At 57.1% G+C, this 20,970-nt stretch carries 18 protein-coding genes; 3 read left to right on the top strand and 15 right to left on the bottom strand.

Annotated elements, in window-relative coordinates:
* Positions 1–2 precede the first annotated feature (2 nt).
* From LIO98_RS02455 to LIO98_RS02430, 6 genes are all read right to left on the bottom strand, one after another.
* A complete protein-coding gene (locus LIO98_RS02455; RefSeq protein ID WP_291952986.1) occupies positions 3–407 on the bottom strand; it encodes a biotin/lipoyl-containing protein in 405 nt (134 codons plus the stop codon).
* Between the two features lie 38 nt (positions 408–445).
* Positions 446–844: an OadG family protein gene (locus tag LIO98_RS02450; protein ID WP_291952985.1), complete on the bottom strand. Its 399-nt coding sequence runs from the start codon at positions 842–844 to the stop codon at positions 446–448.
* 18 nt (positions 845–862) lie between these two features.
* The gene (locus LIO98_RS02445; RefSeq protein WP_291952984.1) at positions 863–2,422 is read right to left on the bottom strand and encodes an acyl-CoA carboxylase subunit beta; all 1,560 of its coding nucleotides are present in this window, start codon (positions 2,420–2,422) and stop codon (positions 863–865) included.
* A 127-nt stretch (positions 2,423–2,549) separates the two neighbouring features.
* The gene (gene mce, locus LIO98_RS02440; RefSeq protein ID WP_066743437.1) at positions 2,550–2,954 is read right to left on the bottom strand and encodes a methylmalonyl-CoA epimerase; all 405 of its coding nucleotides are present in this window, start codon (positions 2,952–2,954) and stop codon (positions 2,550–2,552) included.
* A gap of 4 nt (positions 2,955–2,958) precedes the next feature.
* The gene (locus tag LIO98_RS02435) at positions 2,959–3,375 is read right to left on the bottom strand and encodes a cobalamin B12-binding domain-containing protein (RefSeq protein ID WP_291953059.1); all 417 of its coding nucleotides are present in this window, start codon (positions 3,373–3,375) and stop codon (positions 2,959–2,961) included.
* A 29-nt stretch (positions 3,376–3,404) separates the two neighbouring features.
* Entirely contained in the window at positions 3,405–5,084 is a 1,680-nt protein-coding gene (locus LIO98_RS02430) for a methylmalonyl-CoA mutase family protein (protein ID WP_291952983.1), read from the bottom strand.
* Positions 5,085–5,369: 285 nt separating this feature from the next.
* Here LIO98_RS02430 and LIO98_RS02425 point away from each other — a divergent pair, with 285 nt between their 5' ends.
* Together LIO98_RS02425 and LIO98_RS02420 are read left to right on the top strand one after the other, a co-directional pair.
* Positions 5,370–6,578, top strand: coding sequence for an FprA family A-type flavoprotein (locus LIO98_RS02425; protein ID WP_291953058.1), 1,209 nt, complete (start codon positions 5,370–5,372; stop codon positions 6,576–6,578).
* Between the two features lie 9 nt (positions 6,579–6,587).
* The gene (locus LIO98_RS02420; protein WP_291952982.1) at positions 6,588–7,310 is read left to right on the top strand and encodes an RsiV family protein; all 723 of its coding nucleotides are present in this window, start codon (positions 6,588–6,590) and stop codon (positions 7,308–7,310) included.
* A gap of 93 nt (positions 7,311–7,403) precedes the next feature.
* Here LIO98_RS02420 and LIO98_RS02415 read toward each other — a convergent pair whose 3' ends face one another.
* Together LIO98_RS02415 and nhaC are read right to left on the bottom strand one after the other, a co-directional pair.
* On the bottom strand, positions 7,404–7,868 hold the full coding sequence (locus LIO98_RS02415; protein ID WP_291952981.1) for a hypothetical protein: 465 nt from the start codon (positions 7,866–7,868) through the stop codon (positions 7,404–7,406).
* Between the two features lie 37 nt (positions 7,869–7,905).
* Positions 7,906–9,453, bottom strand: a complete 1,548-nt coding sequence (gene nhaC / locus LIO98_RS02410; protein ID WP_291952980.1) for a Na+/H+ antiporter NhaC — start codon at positions 9,451–9,453, stop codon at positions 7,906–7,908.
* A 385-nt stretch (positions 9,454–9,838) separates the two neighbouring features.
* On the opposite strand from nhaC, the gene LIO98_RS02405 reads away from it, so the two are divergent.
* On the top strand, positions 9,839–10,012 hold the full coding sequence (locus tag LIO98_RS02405; protein WP_291952979.1) for a 4Fe-4S binding protein: 174 nt from the start codon (positions 9,839–9,841) through the stop codon (positions 10,010–10,012).
* Positions 10,013–10,099: 87 nt separating this feature from the next.
* Here LIO98_RS02405 and LIO98_RS02400 read toward each other — a convergent pair whose 3' ends face one another.
* The 7 genes from LIO98_RS02400 to glgB all read right to left on the bottom strand — a co-directional run bounded on the left by LIO98_RS02400 (position 10,100) and on the right by glgB (position 20,962).
* Entirely contained in the window at positions 10,100–10,741 is a 642-nt protein-coding gene (locus LIO98_RS02400; protein ID WP_291952978.1) for a class II aldolase/adducin family protein, read from the bottom strand.
* Positions 10,734–11,966, bottom strand: coding sequence for an MFS transporter (locus tag LIO98_RS02395; RefSeq protein WP_291953056.1), 1,233 nt, complete (start codon positions 11,964–11,966; stop codon positions 10,734–10,736). The genes LIO98_RS02400 and LIO98_RS02395 overlap by 8 nt, the downstream gene beginning before the upstream one ends.
* Before the next feature lie 64 nt (positions 11,967–12,030).
* Positions 12,031–13,344, bottom strand: coding sequence for a glycosyltransferase family 2 protein (locus tag LIO98_RS02390; protein WP_291952977.1), 1,314 nt, complete (start codon positions 13,342–13,344; stop codon positions 12,031–12,033).
* A gap of 77 nt (positions 13,345–13,421) precedes the next feature.
* Positions 13,422–15,335 carry an LTA synthase family protein gene (locus LIO98_RS02385; protein WP_291952976.1) on the bottom strand — a complete coding sequence of 638 codons (1,914 nt, stop codon included), beginning with the start codon at positions 15,333–15,335 and terminating at the stop codon, positions 13,422–13,424.
* A gap of 14 nt (positions 15,336–15,349) precedes the next feature.
* Positions 15,350–17,254 carry an LTA synthase family protein gene (locus LIO98_RS02380; RefSeq protein WP_291952975.1) on the bottom strand — a complete coding sequence of 635 codons (1,905 nt, stop codon included), beginning with the start codon at positions 17,252–17,254 and terminating at the stop codon, positions 15,350–15,352.
* Entirely contained in the window at positions 17,255–18,811 is a 1,557-nt protein-coding gene (gene malQ / locus LIO98_RS02375) for a 4-alpha-glucanotransferase (RefSeq protein ID WP_291952974.1), read from the bottom strand.
* Positions 18,812–18,970: 159 nt separating this feature from the next.
* The gene (gene glgB, locus LIO98_RS02370) at positions 18,971–20,962 is read right to left on the bottom strand and encodes a 1,4-alpha-glucan branching protein GlgB (RefSeq protein ID WP_363303837.1); all 1,992 of its coding nucleotides are present in this window, start codon (positions 20,960–20,962) and stop codon (positions 18,971–18,973) included.
* Positions 20,963–20,970 lie beyond the last annotated feature (8 nt).

Here is a 20,970-nt window from a genome sequence, read left to right as displayed (position 1 = left end):
GACTACGCTACTACCAGGAGTGTGTCGCCAGTGCTGACTGTATCTCCTTCTTTGCAGCAGATCTGTGATACAGAACCCGCTACGGTGGTGAAAATCTCATTTTCCATCTTCATCGCTTCAAGTATGAGGACGAGCTGACCCGTGGTGACAGCCGCGCCCTGAGCGACTAGGATCTTAAGAACTTTGCCGGGCATCGGAGCGGTGATCGATCCTGCGCCAGCGGGGGCCGCGGGAGCGGGAGCTGCCGCTGGGGCAGGAGCCGCCGCGGGAGCGGGGGCCGCTACAGGGACGGGTGCCGCTACGGGAGCGGGGGCTGCTACAGGAGCAGGAGCCGCGCCTGCACCCATCTCTTCAACATCTACATCGTATGCTTTTCCGTTAACTGTGACTCTGTATTTGCGTGACATCAGAAAAAACCTCCTAAATTTTTGTTGTTATCAGAGGCTTAGCAGCCTTCTGTGTTCTGGAGCCTGCCCACATTCTTCCATGCGGTCGGTGCGGGGGCTTTTACCGGACTGAAGGCAACTACGCGCGCTGTTGATCCGCAAGCTGCCATTATGGCGGCCGATATTACTGCGAGAAGTTCGTCGTCGTCGGCAGAGACCGCCGCGGCGGGAGCCGCCGGAGCGGGCGCAGCGGGGGCAGCGGGGGCCGGCGACGGCTGCGCCGTAGCGGCCGGTTTCGGCTTGCCCATGTTGTCGATCGCCGAACAGACATGCTTCATCCCCATCATAACGAGCATAAGCCCAACGATGACGATGAATACGATGCTGAAGGCGATGAGCGACATTGTGAGCCTGCCCGAGACGCCGACAAAATATGAACTGATAGATGATCCTGTCATAATTGGCTTCCCCCTGCCCTAGTTAGGCAGAATGCCATGCTTGCGTTTCGGACGAAGTTCACTCTTGCTCTCCGTCATCAGAAGTGCCTGATAGAGGGCGGGACGCGTCTCCTCGGGGAGGATGACACGATCAACGAATCCGCGCTGCGCCGCGCGATATGGGTTTGCAAACGACTCTTTGTATTCCTCGATCTTCTCCGCGCGCTTGGCGGTCTTGTCCTCTGCGGCATCGATCTCCTTGCGGAAGATGATATTCGCCGCGCCCTCGGCGCCCATGACCGCGATCTGAGCCTGCGGCCAGGCAAGGACTACGTCAGCGCCCAGGTCTTTGCTGCACATACCGAGATATGATCCGCCGTAGGCCTTGCGCATGACGATGGTGATCTTCGGCGACGTCGCTTCGCTGTAGGCATAGAGGAGCTTCGCGCCGTGGCGGATAATACCGCCCATCTCCTGGTTTAGACCGGGGAGATATCCGGGGACGTCTTCAAATGTCACGATAGGAAGATTGTACGCATCGCAGATGCGGATATGGCGGCTCGCCTTGTCGGAGGCGTCGATGTCGAGGCATCCGGCCATGAATTTAGCCTGGTTGGCGATGATTCCGATGACGCGTCCGCCGACTCTCGCGAATCCGGTGACGATGTTTTTGGCGTAGAGTTCCTGTACTTCACAGAAGTCACCGTTGTCAACGACCTTTTTAATGACGTCGCGGACGTCGTAACCCTTATTCGGGTTTGTCGGAACCATCTCGTGAAGCTCCGCGTCCATGCGCGAGGGATCATCTCCGGTCTCCATATAAGGAGGCTCTTCCATGTTATTGCTGGGAAGATAGCTCATTACCTTGCGGACCTGCGCGTAGCACTCGGCTTCGCTGGCCGCGAAGAAATGCGCGCAGCCTGAGGTCGCGTTGTGAGCGCGGGCGCCGCCGATCTGTTCGGAGGTGACGTCTTCGCCGGTGACTGACTTGATGACCGCGGGACCTGTGATGTGCATGATACCGACTTTGTCTACCATAAAGATGAAATCTGTAAGCGCGGGGCTGTAAACGGCTCCGCCCGCACAGGGTCCGGCGATAATGGAGAACTGCGGAATGACGCCGCTGGCTTTGACGTTGCGGAAGAATATCTGTCCGTAACCTGAAAGGGCGTCGACCGCCTCCTGAATACGGGCTCCGCCTGAATCGTTGATGCCGATGCAGGGTGCGCCGTTCGTAAGGGCGAGGTCAAGGACCTTGCAGATCTTTTTGGCGTGCATTTCGCCAAGCGAACCGCCCATTACTGTGAAATCCTGGCTGAATACGTAGACTATCCGTCCGTCTATCGTGCCGTAGCCGGTTACAACGCCGTCGCCGAGGAATGTTGTCTTTTCGAGCCCGAAGTTGGTGCAGCGGTGCTCGACAAATTCATCGATCTCCACGAAGCTGCCGGGGTCAAGAACTGCGTCGATGCGCTCACGTGCGGTCATCTTACCCTTGTCGTGCTGTTTGGCGATGGCCTTTTCTCCGCCGCCAAGAGCCGCTTTTTCGCGTTTGGCAACCAGAGCAGCGCACAGTTCGTCGATCGTTTTGTCCGCCATTACTTCTTACCTCCTCATAATTTCTTAGATGAAAGCCCAGCCAGCTCCCCGCATAGCCGTTTTTCCACAGGTAGTGCTATGGACAAGGCGTCCCGTGCCGCCCTGGCACGGGAGCCTTTTTCCTTAGTTAATCGCGCTGGCAGAGTTCAAGAAGCACTCCGCCGCTGGCCTTCGGATGAACGAAGGCGATCTTCGCGCCGCCCGCGCCGATACGGGGCTTTTCATCAATAAGACGCACGCCTTTTTCTTTAAGTTCGGCAAGCGCCGCTTCTATGTCGGCGACTCTGACCGCGACGTGCTGGATTCCCTGTCCGTTTTTCTCGATGAACTTCGAGACAGGGCTGTCCTCCGTCGTTCCCTCAAGAAGCTCAAACTCTGTATCGTCGATGGGCAGGAAGGCCGTCTTGACTCTCTGCTCGGCGACTTCCTCAACGCCGTGGCACTTCACGCCGAGGGTGTCTTCCCAGAATTTAAGGGCTTCGTCGATGCTCTTTACGGCTACTCCGATATGATCTACATTTTTGATTTCCATAATTTTACGCCTCTTTTGCTCTCTTTTCGGCTACCGCCTTTTCGAGCCATTCAATCGTCTCGGTGGTCGGCGTTCCGGGGCCGAAGATCGCGCCCGCGCCGAAGCCGAGAAGCGTCGGATAGTCGGTCTCGGGGATGACTCCGCCGCCGAAGACGATAATGTCCTCCGCGTGCTTCTCTTTGAGAAGATCGATGATGGCCTTAAAGCAGTACTCATGCGCTCCTGAAAGGATGCTGATACCGATGGCGTCTGCGTCTTCCTGGATCGCTGTGGCAACTATCTGTTCCGGTGTCTGGCGGAGACCTGTGTAGATGACCTCCATGCCTGCGTCTCTGAATGCTCTTGCTATGACCTTCGCGCCACGGTCGTGGCCGTCAAGTCCTGGTTTCGCAACAACTACGCGAATTTTACGGTCCATAATTTCTTCCTCCTTAAAAAGCACTCGCGATTCTAAAGAACCACGTTCTCCTGGTACTCGCCAAAGACCTCGCGGAGCACGCCGCAGATCTCGCCCTCTGTCGCGTACGCGTGTACGGCGTCGAGGATGAGCGGCATAAGGTTCGCGTCGCCCTTCGCGCCCTCGCGGATTGCGTCAAGCGTCGTCTTGACTCTGACGTTGTCGCGGTTAGCTTTCATTTCGCGGAGCTTCTTAATCTGGTTCACGCCTACGCTTGCGTCGACCTTAAGGAGTTTGCGCTCTGACATGTCTTCTTCGATATGGAACTTGTTGACGCCGACGATGATACGGTCGCCGGATTCGATCGATTTCTGGTACTGGTACGCCGCATCCTGGATGTTCTTCTGCGGGTATCCCTTCTCAATGGCCGTCATCATGCCACCGAGCTCGTCGATCTTCTTGATGTACTCCCACGCGCCCTCTTCGATCTCTTTCGTAAGAGCTTCGATGGCGTAGCTGCCGGCAAGCGGGTCTACAACGCTCGTAACGCCTGACTCGTAAGCGACGATCTGCTGCGTGCGGAGGGCGATGCGGACGCTCTTGTCAGTCGGGAGGGCGAGAGCTTCGTCAAGGCTGTTGGTGTGCAGCGACTGTGTGCCGCCGCATACCGCCGCCATCGTCTGAATGGCGACGCGGACGATGTTGTTCTCGGCCTGCTGCGCCGTCAGCGTGCATCCGGCGGTCTGGGTGTGGAAGCGAAGCATCTGGGCGCCCTTTTCGGTAACTCCGAAGCGCTCCTTCATAATGCGTGCCCAAACCTTGCGCGCCGCGCGGAATTTCGCGACCTCTTCAATAAAGTCGTTGTGCGCGTTAAAGAAGAAGGAGAGGCGCTTCCCGAATACGTTCGGGTCCTGTCCGGCCTTGATGGCCGCTTCGATATAAGCGATACCGTCGGCAAGCGTGAAGGCCACTTCCTGGATCGCGGTCGAGCCGGCTTCGCGGATATGGTAGCCGGAGATCGAGATAGTGTTCCATTTCGGGATATTCTTCGAGCAGAAGTCAAAAATGTCGGTGATGAGGCGCATTGACGGCTTGGGAGGGAAGATATATGTGCCGCGCGCTATGTATTCCTTGAGGATATCGTTCTGGATCGTTCCTGAGAGTGCGTTCATCGGCACGCCCTGCTTTTCGGCAACGGCGATGTACATTGAAAGAAGCACTGACGCAGGGGCATTGATCGTCATTGAGGTCGATACTTTGTCGAGGGGGATTCCGCCGAAGAGGATCTCCGCGTCGGCAAGGCTGTCGACGGCGACGCCGACTTTACCGCACTCACCCACCGCCATGGGGTCGTCCGAGTCGTAGCCGATCTGTGTCGGAAGGTCGAAAGCGACAGAGAGCCCCGTCGTTCCCTGGCTCAGCAGGTAACGATAGCGCTTGTTGGAATCCTCCGCCGTAGCAAAGCCCGCATACTGGCGCATCGTCCAGAAACGGCCTCTGTACATTGTGGGCTGGACGCCGCGGGTGTAGGGATACGCGCCGGGGAATCCAAGATCTTTGGCGTAGTCTACGCCGTTGACATCTTCTGGGGTATATGTCCTCTTAAGAGGAATACCGCCGCCTGTGGTGAAGTTTTCCTTTCTCTCGGGACCTTTGGTAAGCGCCTTTTCAACAGCCGCTTCGTAGGCCTTCTTTCCTTCTGCTACTTCCTGGAGCTGTGTTGGTTCGAACAATTACTCCGCCTCCTTGCGAAACATATGAGGTCACCGTATAAATGACCATCAGCACACTAGTAGATTTTACAAAAAACCACACGCTGTTATTATTGCCCAACTCCGTCGAAATTGCAACATTTGAGCATTAATTTCAGACAAGTCAATCCATTCAATTTTTACCAACGCTATCAAACCCCGTTTACTTAGTTTATAAAACTGGCAATTTGTCGTCGTGCAAACTGAATTCGTTGTTATATAATATGAAGCATAGGCAATATTTTTAAGGAGGGAACTGCAAAAATGATGCAGCAGGCAATCAAGGTAACTGATTCTATATATTGGATAGGCGGCAACGACCGCGAGACCGACCTCTTCGAGGGTCTTTGGGAACTCCCCCGCGGCGTGGCCTACAACGCCTATTTTATCAACGACGAAAAGTGCGCGATCATCGATACCATTAAGGCCGACAAGCTCTCCGCCTATATGGAGCGGCTTGTCTCGATCATGCCCGAGGGCCGCGCCATCGACTACCTCGTCGTCAACCACATGGAGCCGGACCACTCAGGTTCCATCAGCATCCTCCGCAAGCTCTATCCCGAAATGAAGATCGTCGGCAACAAAAAGACGATCGAGATGATCGGCGCCTTCTACGGCATCACCGACGGCATGATCGAGGTAAAAGAGGGCGACGTGCTCGACCTCGGCCATCACAAGCTGGCGTTCGCGATGATCCCCATGGTCCACTGGCCAGAGAGCATGGTGGCCTATGAGACGACCGAGAAGGTACTCTTCTCCACCGACGCTTTCGGCGGCTTCTGCGCGCTGGAGGGCGGCATATTTGACGACGAACTCGATATGACGCTCTACGAGGACGAGACTCTGCGTTACTTCGCAAACATCGTCGGCCGCTACTCGGGACCGGCGCAGAAGGCGATCGCCAAAGTCCGCGCCCTCGACCTTAAAATCATCTGCCCCGCCCACGGCCCCATCCTCCGCTCGAACCCGCAGCATATCGTAGACCTCTATGACAAGTGGAGCAGCCACAAAACCGACGAGGGAATCGTCATCGTCTACGGCTCGATGTATGGCAACACTAAATTCATGACGGACACCATCGCGCGCGCCGCCTGCGAGGCCGGGGTGAAGGACGTTATCGTCCACGATGCCTCGCGCTCCAATCTTTCGTATATCGTGCGCGACATCTGGAAATACCGCGGCCTAGTCCTCGGCAGCTGCACCTATAACACGGAGCTCTATCCCCCGATGGCGACGCTCTGCCGAGCGCTCAAGAATAAGATGATGAAGAACCGCGTGCTCGGCATCTGCGGCTCCTACAGCTGGAGTAAGGGAGCTTTAGCGGAGCTGCAGGTCTTCGCGGAGCAGGGAGGCGACTGGAAGCTCGTCGAGCCGACGATCGAGGTCAAGTCCTCCCCCACCGAGGCCGACCTTGAATTGTGCCGCGAGCTCGGCAGAAATATGGCGGAGGCCGTCAAGGCCGCCGAAGCGAAATAGGACAGGGGAATGAGACTATTTAGAAGCGCCGCCGCGCTTTCGCTCGCGCTGCTGTTTAGCGGAACGACGGCGGTCTTTGCTAAAGATATCGACGTGCGCGTCGCGACGTTCAGCTCCTATCAGTCAGAATTTCGCGGCTTTGAGGCGAAGATCATAACGCCAATCGTCACCGGCCTCGCCATCGACGAGGTACAAAACGAGCTGAACGAAACCTTCATACAGCGCGCGCGAAAACTTGCCGCCGACTACGAAAAGGACGTCAGCGAGATGCTGCGTGAGGACCCTGAGTTCGACGGTCATCTGGGCGTGGTACTCGACTACAAGGTACGCACCGACAATGATAAGGTGCTGGCGATCGATATCTACGAGATGAATATCGCGGGCTCTTCCTCTACGGTACACGCCTTCTATAACTTTGACAAGAAGAGCGGCAAGCTGATCGAGCTTGGAGATCTCTTCAACGAAAAGGCTGATTATACGAAGGTGATCAACGACTATATTCTGGGAGAGATGCGCCGCATCAACAAAAAAAAGAGGGGCGTATTCTGGATCGCGCCAAAAGACGAACAGGGTTTCCGCTCCATCAAGGCGAAGCAGAATTTCTTCATCAACGACAAAGGCAACATCGTCATCTGCTTCGATAAATACGAAGTGGCCCCGGGCGCCGCGGGCAGTCCCGAGTTTGAGATCCCTCGGAGGGTCGCCGGCCCCTATCTCGCGAAAAATAAATAACAGACGTACACAGGTAATATATAAAAATGGCTGCCATATGATATCCATCATAACGGCAGCCATTTTTATGTGTTTTTAAGCGCCAAAGCCTCTTTAGAATCTTGGGCTTATATCGTTTACGGGAATCTTCGGCGCGTACTGCCTGAGAATCTCTTTGAGCTTCGCAAGATCATCCTTCGCGAAAAAGAGCTTCCAGCCGATGGCGTCTTTTTCAATGAGTGCCAGCATACGGTTTCCCTTCGTGGTAAGGGTGACATACTTCACCTCTCTCCAGGGAAGAAGCTCCCGGTGATGCGATATCCACGTGTGCGTCTCTTTCACGAAACCAAGCGGCGACACATATATCCGCTTCTCATATTTTATCACCATCACGCTGCAGCAGCCGAGAAAAAGGTTGAGCAGAGCCTTCTGCGTCATCCCTCCGTGCGTGAACTGCCACCCCGCCGTAAAAAACAGGTAGACAGCGATGATCACAAAGGAGATCGATTTCCACTTCCCAGCCTCTCTGCCGGAGGCGGAGACCAGAAGGCTCTCTAAAGGCGTCAGTTTTTCTGCCAATTACATTCTTCTTTCAAACAAAATAAGTTACGGACGCTTAAAGGTCGATCTTCGGCCCAAGCTCCGCGGGACGCGTCTTTCCGCCCTTCACAGGTTCGCCGTCCTTGCCGCGCCAGAAGATACCGATTCCGAGGTAGGTCATCGTAATGGCCACGAGCGGATTGAGGTAGTTAAAGAAGGCGAACGGCAGATACTGGAAGGTGGGAACTCCGAGAACGCTGGCGTGGTAAGCGCCGCAGGTGTTCCAGGGAACGAGGACCGAGAGAAGCGTACCGGCGTCCTCAAGCGAACGGGAAAGCATCCTTGGATGGAGCCCTACTCTGTCGAATTCGCTCTTGAACATCGTTCCGGGCATCGCGATCGAGAGATACTGGTCGCCGAGGAAGATATCGCAGACAAAGCAGGAGAGGATGACAGCCGTGATCATTCCGCCGACCGATTTAATCGGCTTCATTATCGCTTCGAGCATGACCCTGAGGAAACCGCATACATCCATCGTCGAGCCGAAGGTAAAGGCGCAGAGGATGAGGGAGATCGTCCAGTTCATAGACTGGAGGCCGCCGCGTTCCATGAGGGAGACGATATCCTTCGCCGACTCTAGGGCGACCTGAGGATCAATGTTGATGCTGTTGTCGGCCAGGATCTTCGCGAGGGCCGCCGCGTCTTCGCCGGTGCCGGCGATCTCCACCGAAAGCAGGGGAACGTAGCCGTTCTGCATGATATTGAGAAGGTCTCCGATACCTACGCCCTCAACGACGGCGAATACGACGGAGATAAAGATACCGACCCAGAGAGCGGGCAGCGCGGGCTTGCGCATCGCGGAGAGGACTATGACTACCACCGGTGCGACGAACGATATCGGGCTGATCCAGAACTCACGCGAAAGAATAGTCTTCAGGGCCTCGATCTTCGTATAATCAAGCTCGCCCTGGGAATAACGGAAGCCGAGGAAGAGCGTGATGCAGACGACGATAAGGTAAGTAGGTCCCGAGGTCCAGCACATCGCGCGGATATGCTGGAAAAGATCCGTACCGGCGACGCCGGGGGCGAGGTTCGTCGTATCTGAGAGAGGGGACATCTTGTCTCCGAAGTAGCCTCCGGAGATGATGATGCCAACCGTCAGCGGCGCGGGAACGCCAAGGCCGAGCGCGATGCCCAGCAGGGCGATACCGACCGTACCCGCCGTGGCCCATGAAGAGCCGGTGGCAAGGGAGACGACGGAGCAGATGAAGAGGGTCGCGAAGAGGAAGATCGACGGAGAGAGAATTGACAGTCCGTAATAGATCATGCTCGGCACGACGCCGCTGGCGATCCATGTACCGACGAGCGGGCCGACCGTGTAAAGAATAAGACAAGCCTGCATACCGACCATGATACCGTCAATGATGCCCTTTTCAATTTTTGAGTAGGGATTTCCCAGATAGAATACGCCGACAATGCCGGCAAGAAGCGCGCCGAAGATGAGAATGATGTGAATATCGGTCTCATAAATGAGGACCGCCGCCGCGATCATCGCCGCAACCGCAAGAAAAACTAAAACAGATAGACCTAACGATGGTATTTTCGGTTCTTTGGCCTGTTCCATAATAAAGCAACTCTCCTTTCATTTTGTGAAGATAGTGCAAAGGCAAAACAAAAATAACGGTGTTTATCGACCTTCAATTATCACCTCCCATGAGAGAAGGACACAAAATATGTAACTGGAAAATCAGAAAACGGCGAATATAAAAACTCAGACCCAACCTCTTTAATTATTTTATAACTTTTCCATTCAATTTGTCTATACTTTTAGACTATGAATACCATATATACAGCTGATATATCTTAACTTTTTGTATCATTATGTTCACATTTTAAAATGCGTCAAAAAAATAGTTGAAGGTTCTGAGGTTTCACGCTAAAATAGAGTATATGCGGAAAATCGTCCCGCGTAATCAAGTGAGTATAAATCTGAAGGAGGACTTCTTACTATGGCTAAAGCAACAGTTGATCAGTCAGTTTGCGTAGGCTGCGAGGCTTGCGTAGGCGTATGCCCCACATCAGCGATATCGATGGACGGCGGCAAGGCTCACGTCGACGGCGATACGTGCGTAGAGTGCGGTGCCTGCGTAGCGACCTGCCCGGTAAGCGCGATTTCCCAGTAAGTTCTTTATCTTACGGAAAAAATAAAAAAACAGGCCGAAGAATGAATCTTCGGTCTGTTTTTTATTTAACCATTTCTCTTTCCAAGTTCAGCGCTGCCCGTAACGCCCCGCTACGTCAGAGGCCTCGCGGCTGGCATCCTCGGCGGTAAGAGATACGCCTCCGCCGCAGCTTTTCGTCAGGAAAAATATCTTCGCGAATATCTCAAGCATCTCGCAGCGCAGCGCGGCCTCCGCAAGCGTGGCGCCGACACAGAGCGCCCCGTGGTTGGCCATCAGCACGCCGCCCCCGGCCGCCAGCGCCTTCGCCGTATTGTAGGCGAGCTCCGGTGTGCCGATCGGCGCGTATTCCGAGACAGGGACCGCCCCGCCGAACAAAACCGCCTGATTATCGGTCAGCACGGGAAGCGGCAGGCGCATCGCCGCCGCCGCGGAGGCGTATACGGAATGCGTATGGATCACGGCGCCGACGTCGCGGCGCGCGCGATATACGGAGCGGTGCAGCTCTTTCTCTATCGAGGGCCGCCGCTCTCCCTCCAACACCGCGCCGTCAGGGGACAGCTTCGGCAGGTCGCTGGGGGCAAGCTTTGTATAATCCATACCGCTCGGTGTGACGATAAAGCCCCGCGCGCAGCGGACGCTGAAATTTCCCCCCGTGCCCTGCACGAGGCCCTTTTGCAGCATAACGCGGGCCGTATTGATGATATCCTCTCTTATTTCAAGATCAGTCATAATTTATCCTCGATAATTTTAATGTCAGCGGCAGCATCAGCAAGTTGATAAAGGCCATTGCAAAAAATATTCCCGATATAGACATGCCGGCGGCGATCATCAGCGCCGTAAGCGCCGCGGCCAGCACCATTCCCAGCGAATCGATGATGTTCAGCGAGGCGATGACGCGCGCCATATGGGATTCCGGCGTCATCCGCTGCATCATCGCGTACATCGGTACGCTGTACAGCCCCCCGCAGAGGGCGATCATAAACATAGCAAAGACTATCCCTAAGGCCCGCGGTCCGCGGATAAAATCCCAGACAGACATCAGCCCCGCTCCCGCGGGCGCGGAGGCGCTGAACATATAGAGCATCCCGATAAATACGCTCATCCCGACGAGGCTGTAAGACAGATATTTCCCAGAAACGCGCCCCTTAAGCAGTTTGTTGCATAATGTCGCCCCCGCGCCAACGCCGACGGAGAAGATGACGAGAAAGAGCGTAGAGACCTGCTCGTCTCCCCCCAGCGTGTCTTTGGCAAACGAGGGAAACTGCGCGAGAAAGACAGAGCCAAGAAACCAGAACCAGCTGATGCCGATTATCGAACGAAAGACGTCTTTATTCGAGAGCGGATAGACGAGCATCTCCCAGGTGGAACGGAAGAGGTTGCGGTCGATCCTGAGTTCCGGAGAGGAGGGGACGGCCAGCGGGATGAAGCGGCTCGCGGCATATCCGGCAGCCGCCACGCCGACGACGCCAGCCGATATGTAGTGGCGTCCGAGCGGCGAGAGGATGAAGAGGCCGCCGCATAGCGTACCAGTCAGGATCGCGATATTGGTCCCCGCGTTCACCAGGCCGTTGCCGGCCACCAGCTCCTCGTCGTTAAGAAGCTGGGGCAGGATGCTGAACTTGAGCGGGCCGAAGAAGGTGGACTGCGTCCCCATGCAGAAGAGCAGAAAGACGAGCCACCAGAGGTGCATCGTCTCGAATGCCGCCGCCGTGAGACACATGAGGACGATCTCCACGAACTTTATTATGCGGATGAGGAATGACTTTTCATATTTGTCGGCGATCTGCCCAGCAAGCGAGGAAAAGAGAAAAAACGGCAGAATAAATAATCCCGCCACCGCCGTGATCATAATCTGCGCGTTGATATCGTACAACTCCGCGAGATGAAAGGTGATGAGGATCACGAGCGCGCTCTTAAATAGATTGTCGTTGAAGGCCCCGAGAAACTGGGTCAGAAACAGCGGCAGAAAGCGACGCTTCGTGAAGAGGGAGAATTGCGTTTCGATGATATTCTCCCCCTTAGCTTTTTGTCTTTACATCGTCCAGCGAGATGCCGCGCGTGTGTTCCGTCTTCACCCACTTGCCCTGGTCCTTGGCGAGAAAGGCCGCCTTAAAGAGGATCGGTATCCAGGTAAGGCCGAACCAGAAATAGGCGAAGGTGTCCTTCACGTAGCGCAGAGTGAATTTCTTTTCGTGCATCGAGGGTCCCGCGATGGCGCAGAGCAGGCAGAAGGCGATGATCGAAAAGACCGGCAGGCCGAAGAAGAGCGTCCACTCAAGCATCGACTGCGGGATGTCCGATGATGGATAGAGCACCATATTGTTCACCAGGGTAAAGGCCATGCCCGCGATCATAATGATGATCCCCAGGCAGGACTTCGCGGGCGCGAGCAGATAGAGAAAGAGGTCGAGATACTGCAGCTTACGCGTCACGAAGAAGGCCTTGAGCGAGTCCCATCCATAATTCCAGAACACCCAGTAATGACCCTGCATCCAGCGCGTGCGCTGGCGCTTGGAGATGGCGATGTCCTGCGGCTTTTCGTCGTAGATCACCGCGGCGTCGTTCCAGTGGACGCGGCTGCCGGATAGAATGAGGCGCGTCGACATTTCAAGATCTTCCGTGAGGCTCTGGAGGTTCCAGCCGATCCGTTCAAGCGTCGCGGTGCGGATGACGAGCCCCGTGCCGCCGAGCGTGCAGGAGAGCCCCCAAAGGCCGCGCGCGAGCTGCCAGAAGCGGTTCGTAAACCAATAGGCGAGCGCGTAGGAGCGCGTCAGCCAGTTGTCGTCCGGATTCTTGACATCTAGTACCCCCTGGATGGCCTCGGCCTCCGGGTGGAGCTCCATGTAATTGTTCATCGACATCAGGAAGTTCCGGTCGGCGAGGTTGTCGGCGTCGAACATCGCGAGCGCGTCATATTCCTCGAAGGGGATCTTCGTCAGCGCCCAGCGGACGTTCCAGGTCTTGCCGTTGTGCTCGTCGTCGAAGCGTTCCAGCGCCACGGCACCGTTCTCGCGCACCAGCTCCGCCGTATTGTCGGTGCAGTTGTCGCAGGAGGCGTAGACCTTATAACAGTTCTTAGGATAATTCTGTCCCGCGAGGCTCTCAAGGAGCGGCACGATGACCATCGCCTCGTTATGCGCGGGCACCAGCACCGCGAAACGGCGGTAGCGCTTGGCCTGGGGCATCTTTTTCTGGTTCCAGAAGCCGCGCAGGCTGACGATTATCTGATAAACACCGTCACACATCAGCGCGCCGAGCAATGTATAGAGGATGAACTGGATCAGCCACCAGCCCCACCATATCAGCCAATAGAAAAGTTCCGTCTTATCCACGATAAAGCCACCTCTGTCTCATTTTCACACATAACGTTATCATACCCTCAGAGAGGGTGAATGACAACTTCCCGCCGCTATCTGCCGATAATTTTTTCGATCAGATTCTTTTCCAGTATCAGGTCGCTGTACCTGAGGCGCCGTTCAACCTCGTCGGTCAGTCCGTCATAGGCGGAACAATCGAGATGTTCACCGGTATCCAGCTTAATGGCGCGCCCTGCGGCCGGTTCGACATAGACGTCGCCCACGATATAGCTGCCGTTGCGGAAGATCACCGGATCGCCGCTTTCTTTGCTTAAAAGATCCTTTCCGAAAACGGTGCCGATGTCAAGCTTCATCAGCCCCGAGACCGTCGGCAGGATGTCCATCTGCCCGACATTTCTCTCGTCGACGCGCGGTTTTTTCGCCGTCTCCGGCGAGCGGAAGAAGAGCGGGATACGGCGCGTCGCCTTCCAGTCTACCGCCTCCTCTATCTTCTTGCCGAGCAGCTTTTCCATATCTTCCCGGTAGGCGATCGGGATCGCGGGATGGTCGCCGTAGACGACGACCAGGCTCTTGTCGAGCAGCCCCGACCTTCGCAGCTCGTCGATGAAGATACCAAACTGCCGGTCAAAGTAATTTATCGAAAGGAGATAGTTGCCGATGAGCGTTCCCCGCAGCTCGGGAGGCAGCGGCAGCGTCCCGCGTGGCAGCTCCGCGAAATCAAAGGGGTGGTGGCTCGAGAGGGTGACGATAAAGCCGTAGAAGGGGGTTTTCATCTCCTTAAAGACCTGAAGCGCGCGCGAAAATATCACCTCATCGCTGAGTCCGAGGCCGATCACCTCGTCGTTGGGAAAGGTATTTTGGCTGTACTGCCGGTGAAACCAGAGCTTCGGGTGCATACGGTGGCAGTTCCAGAAGGCGCTGCGCGTACCCTGCACGACGACGGCCCTCGCTCCTCTTTTGCCGCGCATCGCGCGCGCCAGCGAATTATAGTCGTTATCCGCGTAGAGCGTATAGGCGGCGCCGAAGGCGGCGGGAAAAAGTCCCGTATTGGCCATAAACTCCGCGTCCGAGCTGTTGCCCGCCGCCACCTGGCTCCAGGTGTTGGGGAAATAGAGACACTCCTCTTTGAAGCGGTTAAGATTCGGCGTCACGGGGAGGCCGCCAATCTCAAGGTCTACGACAAAGTATTGCAGCGCCTCGCACTGCACAAGGATGAGGTTCTTCGCGCGCATACCGGGGTGCGGCCTTGGACGGTGCGCCTTAAACCAGCTGCCGATCTCGTCCGCCGTCTCCGGTGAAACGTCGTGCGGCTCCAGCGCCTTGCGCGTCATCGAAAAGAAGTCCCACCAGTGAAAGGTGGAGGTGCTGACCCAGGCGCAGACGGAGAGGCGGTCGTACATCGCGTTGATAATGTTGGGACGGAACCTTTTCAGATGCCAGACAGAAGCCCCCTGCATCGCGACCGAGACCAGGAAGAGAGCGAGCAGTGTCAGCGCCTCCCGGCGCCGTTCCCGATGGAACTCCACGCGGAGCCAGCCGCTGCGCAGCAGCCAGACGAGAAGCGGGAGGTCGGCAAAGATCAGAAAATCCCATGGCTTGAGCAGCGCCCAGATCGATTTTGCGATAAGCCCAGTCTGAGGCACCAGCATAAGATCATGAAAGATGAAGATGTCCGCGTAGTAACGGATAAAGAGCCGATCCGTCAGCACCAGTGCCGAGAGCAGCATATCCATGACGATGAGCGCCGCCGCGCGCCGCTTAGGCGGGAAGAACATCAGCGGCAGCAACAGGCAGAGGATGGCTCCCAGCGAGGGCAGCGAAACGGCGAGCGCGCGCGCCGTATGGCGCAGCGCGTGCATCGTCAGAACGCCGAAGGTGGGCCAGTTGAGCACATCGGCGACGGCATAGTCCACCGAGATGAACTTAAGCCAGACCGCCGCGGCGACAACCGCCGTGAAAAGATATCCGCTTATGAAAACAGGCCGGTCCTTAGGAGGAAGAAACATCAATCAACGATCACCTATTTACGATAGAGTTCGGGCATCAGATCATATTCCAATATCTTATCACTGACGTCGAGTATCTTTCTGACCTTTTCCGTCATCCCGGCATATGCCGCGTAGTCCCGGGACTCTCCACTCTTCACGTTGACGGCGCTCTTCTTCGCGGGCTCGACGAATATCTCTCCAACCACATAAGAACCGTTGCGGAAGATCACCGGGGCCTCCGAATCGTCGAAGATGTCGGTTCCCAGACCGCTGTTGAAATCAATCCCCAGCAGCAGCGCCAGCGAGCGCGGAAGATTGACAAGCCCCAAGGCCATCTTCCGGTTCCAGACGAGCCTCTTTACGCCGGGAACATTTATCATCAGAGGCACGCGCTGCACATAGCGCCAGTTATGGTCCTTTGTGAAGTCTGTCCCCAGCAGCTTCGAGAGCGTCGTGGAATCCCAGCGGGGGATGGCGTTGTGGTCGCCGTAGAGCGCGATGACGCTCCTGTCATAGAGGCCGGATCTTTTAAGTCCCTTGATAAAGACGCCGAACTCCCGGTCAAGATAGTGGATGGCCGCGAGGTAGCTGCCTACCACCGTACCTTTGTACTCTCCGGCATCGAAATCGGCCTGTTCCATCAGCCTGGGGAAATTATAGGGGTAATGGCTTGTGAGCGTCACCATAAAGGAATAGAAGGGCTGCCGCTCCTGAGTGAGCATCTCCAGCGACTGGCGGAAGAAGCTCTTATCACTGAGCCCCATACCGATAGACTCGTCGTTTACATAATCCTTCTTGCTGATAAATTTCTCAAAACCGAGCGCGGGATACATGTGCCCCCGGTTCCAGAAGCCCGGGCGGTCGCCGTGCATCGCGAATACGCGGTAGCCGTTGTCCCGCAGCGTCTTGGGAAACGCCTCGTAATGATTGCCGGCAAAACGGGTATAGGCGACGCCGGAGGCCGCCGGATAGAGCGCGGCGTTCGCGAGAAACTCCGCGTCAGAGCTGTTGCCTGAACCGGTCTGATTGTAGACGTTGGAGGCCAGCGAAGCCTCCTTCGCAAAGGCGTTGAGGTTCGGCGTCACCTCGCGCCCGCCGACCTTTAGGCCGATGACGAAGCTCTGGAGCGATTCCACCTGTATGACGATGAGATTCTTGCCCTTAGCGGCGCCGAATACCCCCTGCGGACGGCGCTGTCTCGCGAGATTTTCGCCAAACCAGTCCCTGACCTCCTCCAGCTCGGAGGCCGACAATTTAGGGCGCGCAGCCCGGTCGGTCAGCGTATTCCAGCTGTCAACCGCGTGATAGGTCAGCGCGCCGACATTATTGCAGACCGAGGGACGGTCCCACATCGAACGCAGCACGCCGGGAACCTTTTTATTATAGGTCCTTATATGAAAGGAGAGCACAGCGGCTGCAGCGGCAAAGAGCAGCAGCGTCCAGAAACAGCGCCGGAGGGTGATCTTATGAAAAAAGGGATGCACCGAGATGCGGCGGAATATCCTGAAATAGCCGAACAACAGCGGGATGTCGATAAAATAGAGCAGATCCCTCACTGAAAAGAGGGCAAAGACAGACTCCGAGACCTCGCCGACCTGGGTCGAGAGCCCCAGATTATGGAAGGTGAAGAGATCGGAATAATAGCGCATATGGAGAATATCCGTTATCACCAGCGCCGTCAGCAGAAAGTCCAGCAGCAGCGCGAGCGCAAACCGCCCCCGGCGCCAGAAGAGCGAAACGAAGAGGACGAACATCGCTACGATCGCCGCCGAAGCGGCGACGGAGAGCGGCACACGCACAACGAGCCGCGAGACTTCGTACTCAAGAAAATAGAACTTGAAAAAGAGAGCGACGGCCATAAAGGAGAAGAAGATCAGCTCGCGGTAGTCACGCCCCGCCACCCGGTAGACTGCCCGGGAACTCAAGAGAAGATTCATTTAATTTACCTCTTTAAAACGTCCATATAATATATTCAAAGACCTGAGCCTTTCAGGAAAACCATGCGAACCTGGCAAAAGCGAATCAAGCTCCGCGGGAAGCAGCCGCCAGCCCCAGTTGCCCGCCGCCTCCGCCGGTCTGTTCATACGGCACGATCCGCCGAGGCCGAGAACATCCTGCGCCGGCAACACCGCGATCTCCGCGACGGAGGCGAGCGCCATATGCGCCATTACGCGGTTCACATTCTCCCGCGTGACCTCCTGCCCCGCATAGGCGGCGAAATTTATCCGTTCACGCACCGTGGAACTTTCACGCCACCAGCCAACGGCGGTATCGTTGTCATGCGTCCCGGTATAGACAACGCTGCGCGGCCTTATATTATGCGGCGCGTAAGGGTTGTCCGCGACGTCGCCGCCGAAGGCGAACATCAGTACCTTCATTCCCGGAAGGGAAAAATCCTCCATCAGCGCGCGCACGTCGTCCGTGATGATTCCCAGGTCCTCGGCGATAAGCGGCAGCTCTCCCCCTGATGAGCCGCGCGCCGCGCGAAAGGCCTCAAGCATCTCACGGCCCAGCGCGGGACGCCAGCAGCCGTTCTGCGCCGTCGGCTCGGAGGCGGGTATCTCCCAGTAGGCGCACAGCCCCCGAAAGTGGTCGACGCGCATCAGCCCGCAGTATTTAAGGCTGTGCGCCAGCCTGCCGCGCCACCAGGCGAAGCCGTCCGCGCGCATCGCCTCCCAGTTGTAGAGGGGATTGCCCCAGCGCTGCCCGGTGGGGCTGAAATAATCGGGCGGCACGCCGGCGACGCAGCGCGGCGCCCCGTCCTGCTCAAGGTCGAAAAGGGCGGGAGCGGACCAAACGTCCGCGCTGTCCCAGGCGACATATATCGGCAGGTCGCCCATCAGCGTTACGCCGCGTTCGGCGCAGTAAGAGGCGAGAGCGGCCAGCTGCCGGTAAAAGATAAATTGGGTGAATTCCACAAAGGCGATGCCGTCCCCGTTCTCCGCGGCAAAGGCCGCCAGGGCCTCCGTCACGCGCGCGGAAAATTCACGCGGCCATTCCGTCCAGCAGCGGCCGCCGTTTTTCTCCTTCAATACCGAAAAGAGGGCGTAATCACGGAGCCACCAGCTCTCCTCCGCGCGGAAACATTCAAAGCCCCGGCGCAGATCCGCGAAGGACTCCGGCTGAGCGTTAAAATTCTCCCAGGCAAGCGAGAGCAGCTCGCGGCGGCAAAGCTCCGCCGCGGCAAAATCCGCCGCCCTCACAGAGGGAAGAGTCCGTGTCGCTATATCGTTCATTGCGATAAGGCCATCTTCGCAGAGCCTCTCCGGGCTTATGAAGAGGAGATTCCCCGCGAAGGCTGAGGGACTGCTGTACGGCGAATTGCCAAAGACCGGAAGCACCGGCGTGAGCGGCAGCACCTGCCATATTGTGAAACCGGCTCCCTGGAGAAAATCAGCGAACCTTCCGGCGCCGGAGCCGAAATCACCTACGCCCCAATCGCCCGGCAGCGACGATATATGCAAGAGAACCCCGCTTTTGCGTGAACTAGACAAATAAAGCCCCTCCGATGACACGATATCAGACCAACATTTTTATATTATACATGCAAATCACACACCGGCGACAGAAGCAAAAGGTGACGCCGCCCGCCGCGCCACGGCGAAGGCCGGCTCCCACGGGAACCGGCCTTCGCAATTCTGAAAAAATTATCCTCAGCGCATGGAGGAACGCGAGTCCTCCGTCCCCTCGTCCGCCGCGTTCTCCGGCGTAAATATAAGACAGCCGAGCGGCGGCAGTGTCAGCTCCGCGGAAAAAGACTGTCCGTGAAAGGAGGTCTCCTCCGTCTCAACAAAACCCAGATTGCCGACTCCGGAGCCGCCGTAGAGCGAAGAGTCGCTGTTCAGCGCCTCGCGCCAGCGGCCGCCCTCCGGGAAGCCGACGCGGTAGCCGCCGCGCACCACGGGCGTGAAGTTGGCGGCAAAGACCAGGGCGCCGCCGTTCCTATCGCGGCGTATAAAGGAAACTACGCCGGCGTCGCGGTCGCTACAGTCTATCCACTCAAAGCCGTCGGTAGAGGTGTCAAGCTCCCACAGCTCCGGGCTGCCGCGGTAAAAATTATTCAAGTCGGCAAACCAGCGCGCGATACCCGCGTGCCGTTCGTCGTCAAGCTCATGCCAGTCAAGGCTGCGGTCGTGGTTCCACTCGCGGCTCTGCCCGAACTCGCCGCCCATAAAGACGAGCTTCTTGCCGGGGTGGCAGAACATCCAGCCGAACATCAGCCGCAGGTTCGCCGCCTTCTGCCAGCCGTCGCCAGGCATCTTCTCCAGCAGCGAACACTTGCCGTGGACCACCTCGTCGTGAGAGAAGGGCAGCACAAAATTTTCCGCGTAGGCGTACCACATGCCGAAGGTGAGCTGGTCGTGGCGGTACTTGCGGTAGACCGGGTCCTGCGACATATAGGAGATAAAATCATTCATCCAGCCCATATTCCACTTATATCCAAAGCCGAGGCCGCCGAGCCAGACTGGCTTCGTCACCATCGGCCACGAGGTCGACTCCTCCGCCGTCACCAATATCCCCGGAAAATCGGCGTAAAGAGCGCAGTTCATCTCGCGCAGAAAGGCGATTGCCTCGATATTCTCCTTGCCGCCGTACTTATTAGCCACCCATTCGCCGTCGCGGCGCGAATAATCGAGATAGAGCATCGAGGCCACGGCATCGACACGCAGACCGTCGGCGTGGTAGCGGTCGAGCCAGTAATAGGCCGACGAAATCAGGAAACTCCGCACCTCGTTGCGTCCATAGTTGAAGATCGCGCTCTTCCAGTCGGGATGAAAACCCTGGCGCGGGTCCTCGTGCTCGTAGAGCGCCGTGCCGTCAAAGCGCGACAGGCCAAAAGAGTCCGTCGGGAAGTGCGAGGGCACCCAGTCTAGGATGACGCCGATCCCGCGCGCGTGCAGCGCGTCGACAAGCGCCATAAAATCCTCCGGCGAGCCGTAGCGCGCCATTGGCGCGAAATACCCCGTCGTCTGGTAGCCCCACGAGCCGTAGAAGGGATGCTCCATGACGGGCATGAACTCGACGTGAGTAAAGCCGTTGGCCTCCAGATAGGGCGGCAGCTCGCCCGCCAGATCGCTCCACGAAAGGATGCTGTCGCCGTCGCCGCGCCGCCACGAACCGACGTGAATCTCATATATCGACTGCGGCGCGTCGGTGGCGTTCTTCTCGGCGCGCGCCGCCATCCACTCCGCGTCCCGCCACTCGTGCGCGGGGGCGCAGACGACGGAGGCGGAGGCCGGCGGCGTCTCCGTGGCGAAGGCCAGCGGGTCGCTCTTATCGACCAGCTCCCCGTCGGCGGTCCTTATCACATATTTATAGCGGCAGCCCGCCTCCGCATCAGGGACAAAACCCTCCCAGATACCGGAGGAATCCCAGCGCGGAGCAAGCGGGCAGCCCTCGCGCTCCCATGAATTAAAATCACCCATTACATAAACATTTTTAGCACCGGGGGCCCAAAGGGAAAAAAGGACGCCCTTCCGCCCCTCATGCTCGAACGGATGCGCGCCGAGAAAATCATATATCCTTCTGTGAGTCCCCTCGCGGAAGAGATAGACATCCCCCTCGCCTGCAAGCGTCGGGCCGTAGATTATCTCATTTTGCATGTTCATCGCCTCCAGCATCTTGAGGTGCCGCCAACCATACACGTCGAAGA

Origin of the sequence: Cloacibacillus sp. (genome assembly GCF_020860125.1) — a bacterium.
GTDB lineage: Bacteria > Synergistota > Synergistia > Synergistales > Synergistaceae > Cloacibacillus.
This window is presented reverse-complemented; position numbering and strand designations above follow the sequence as displayed.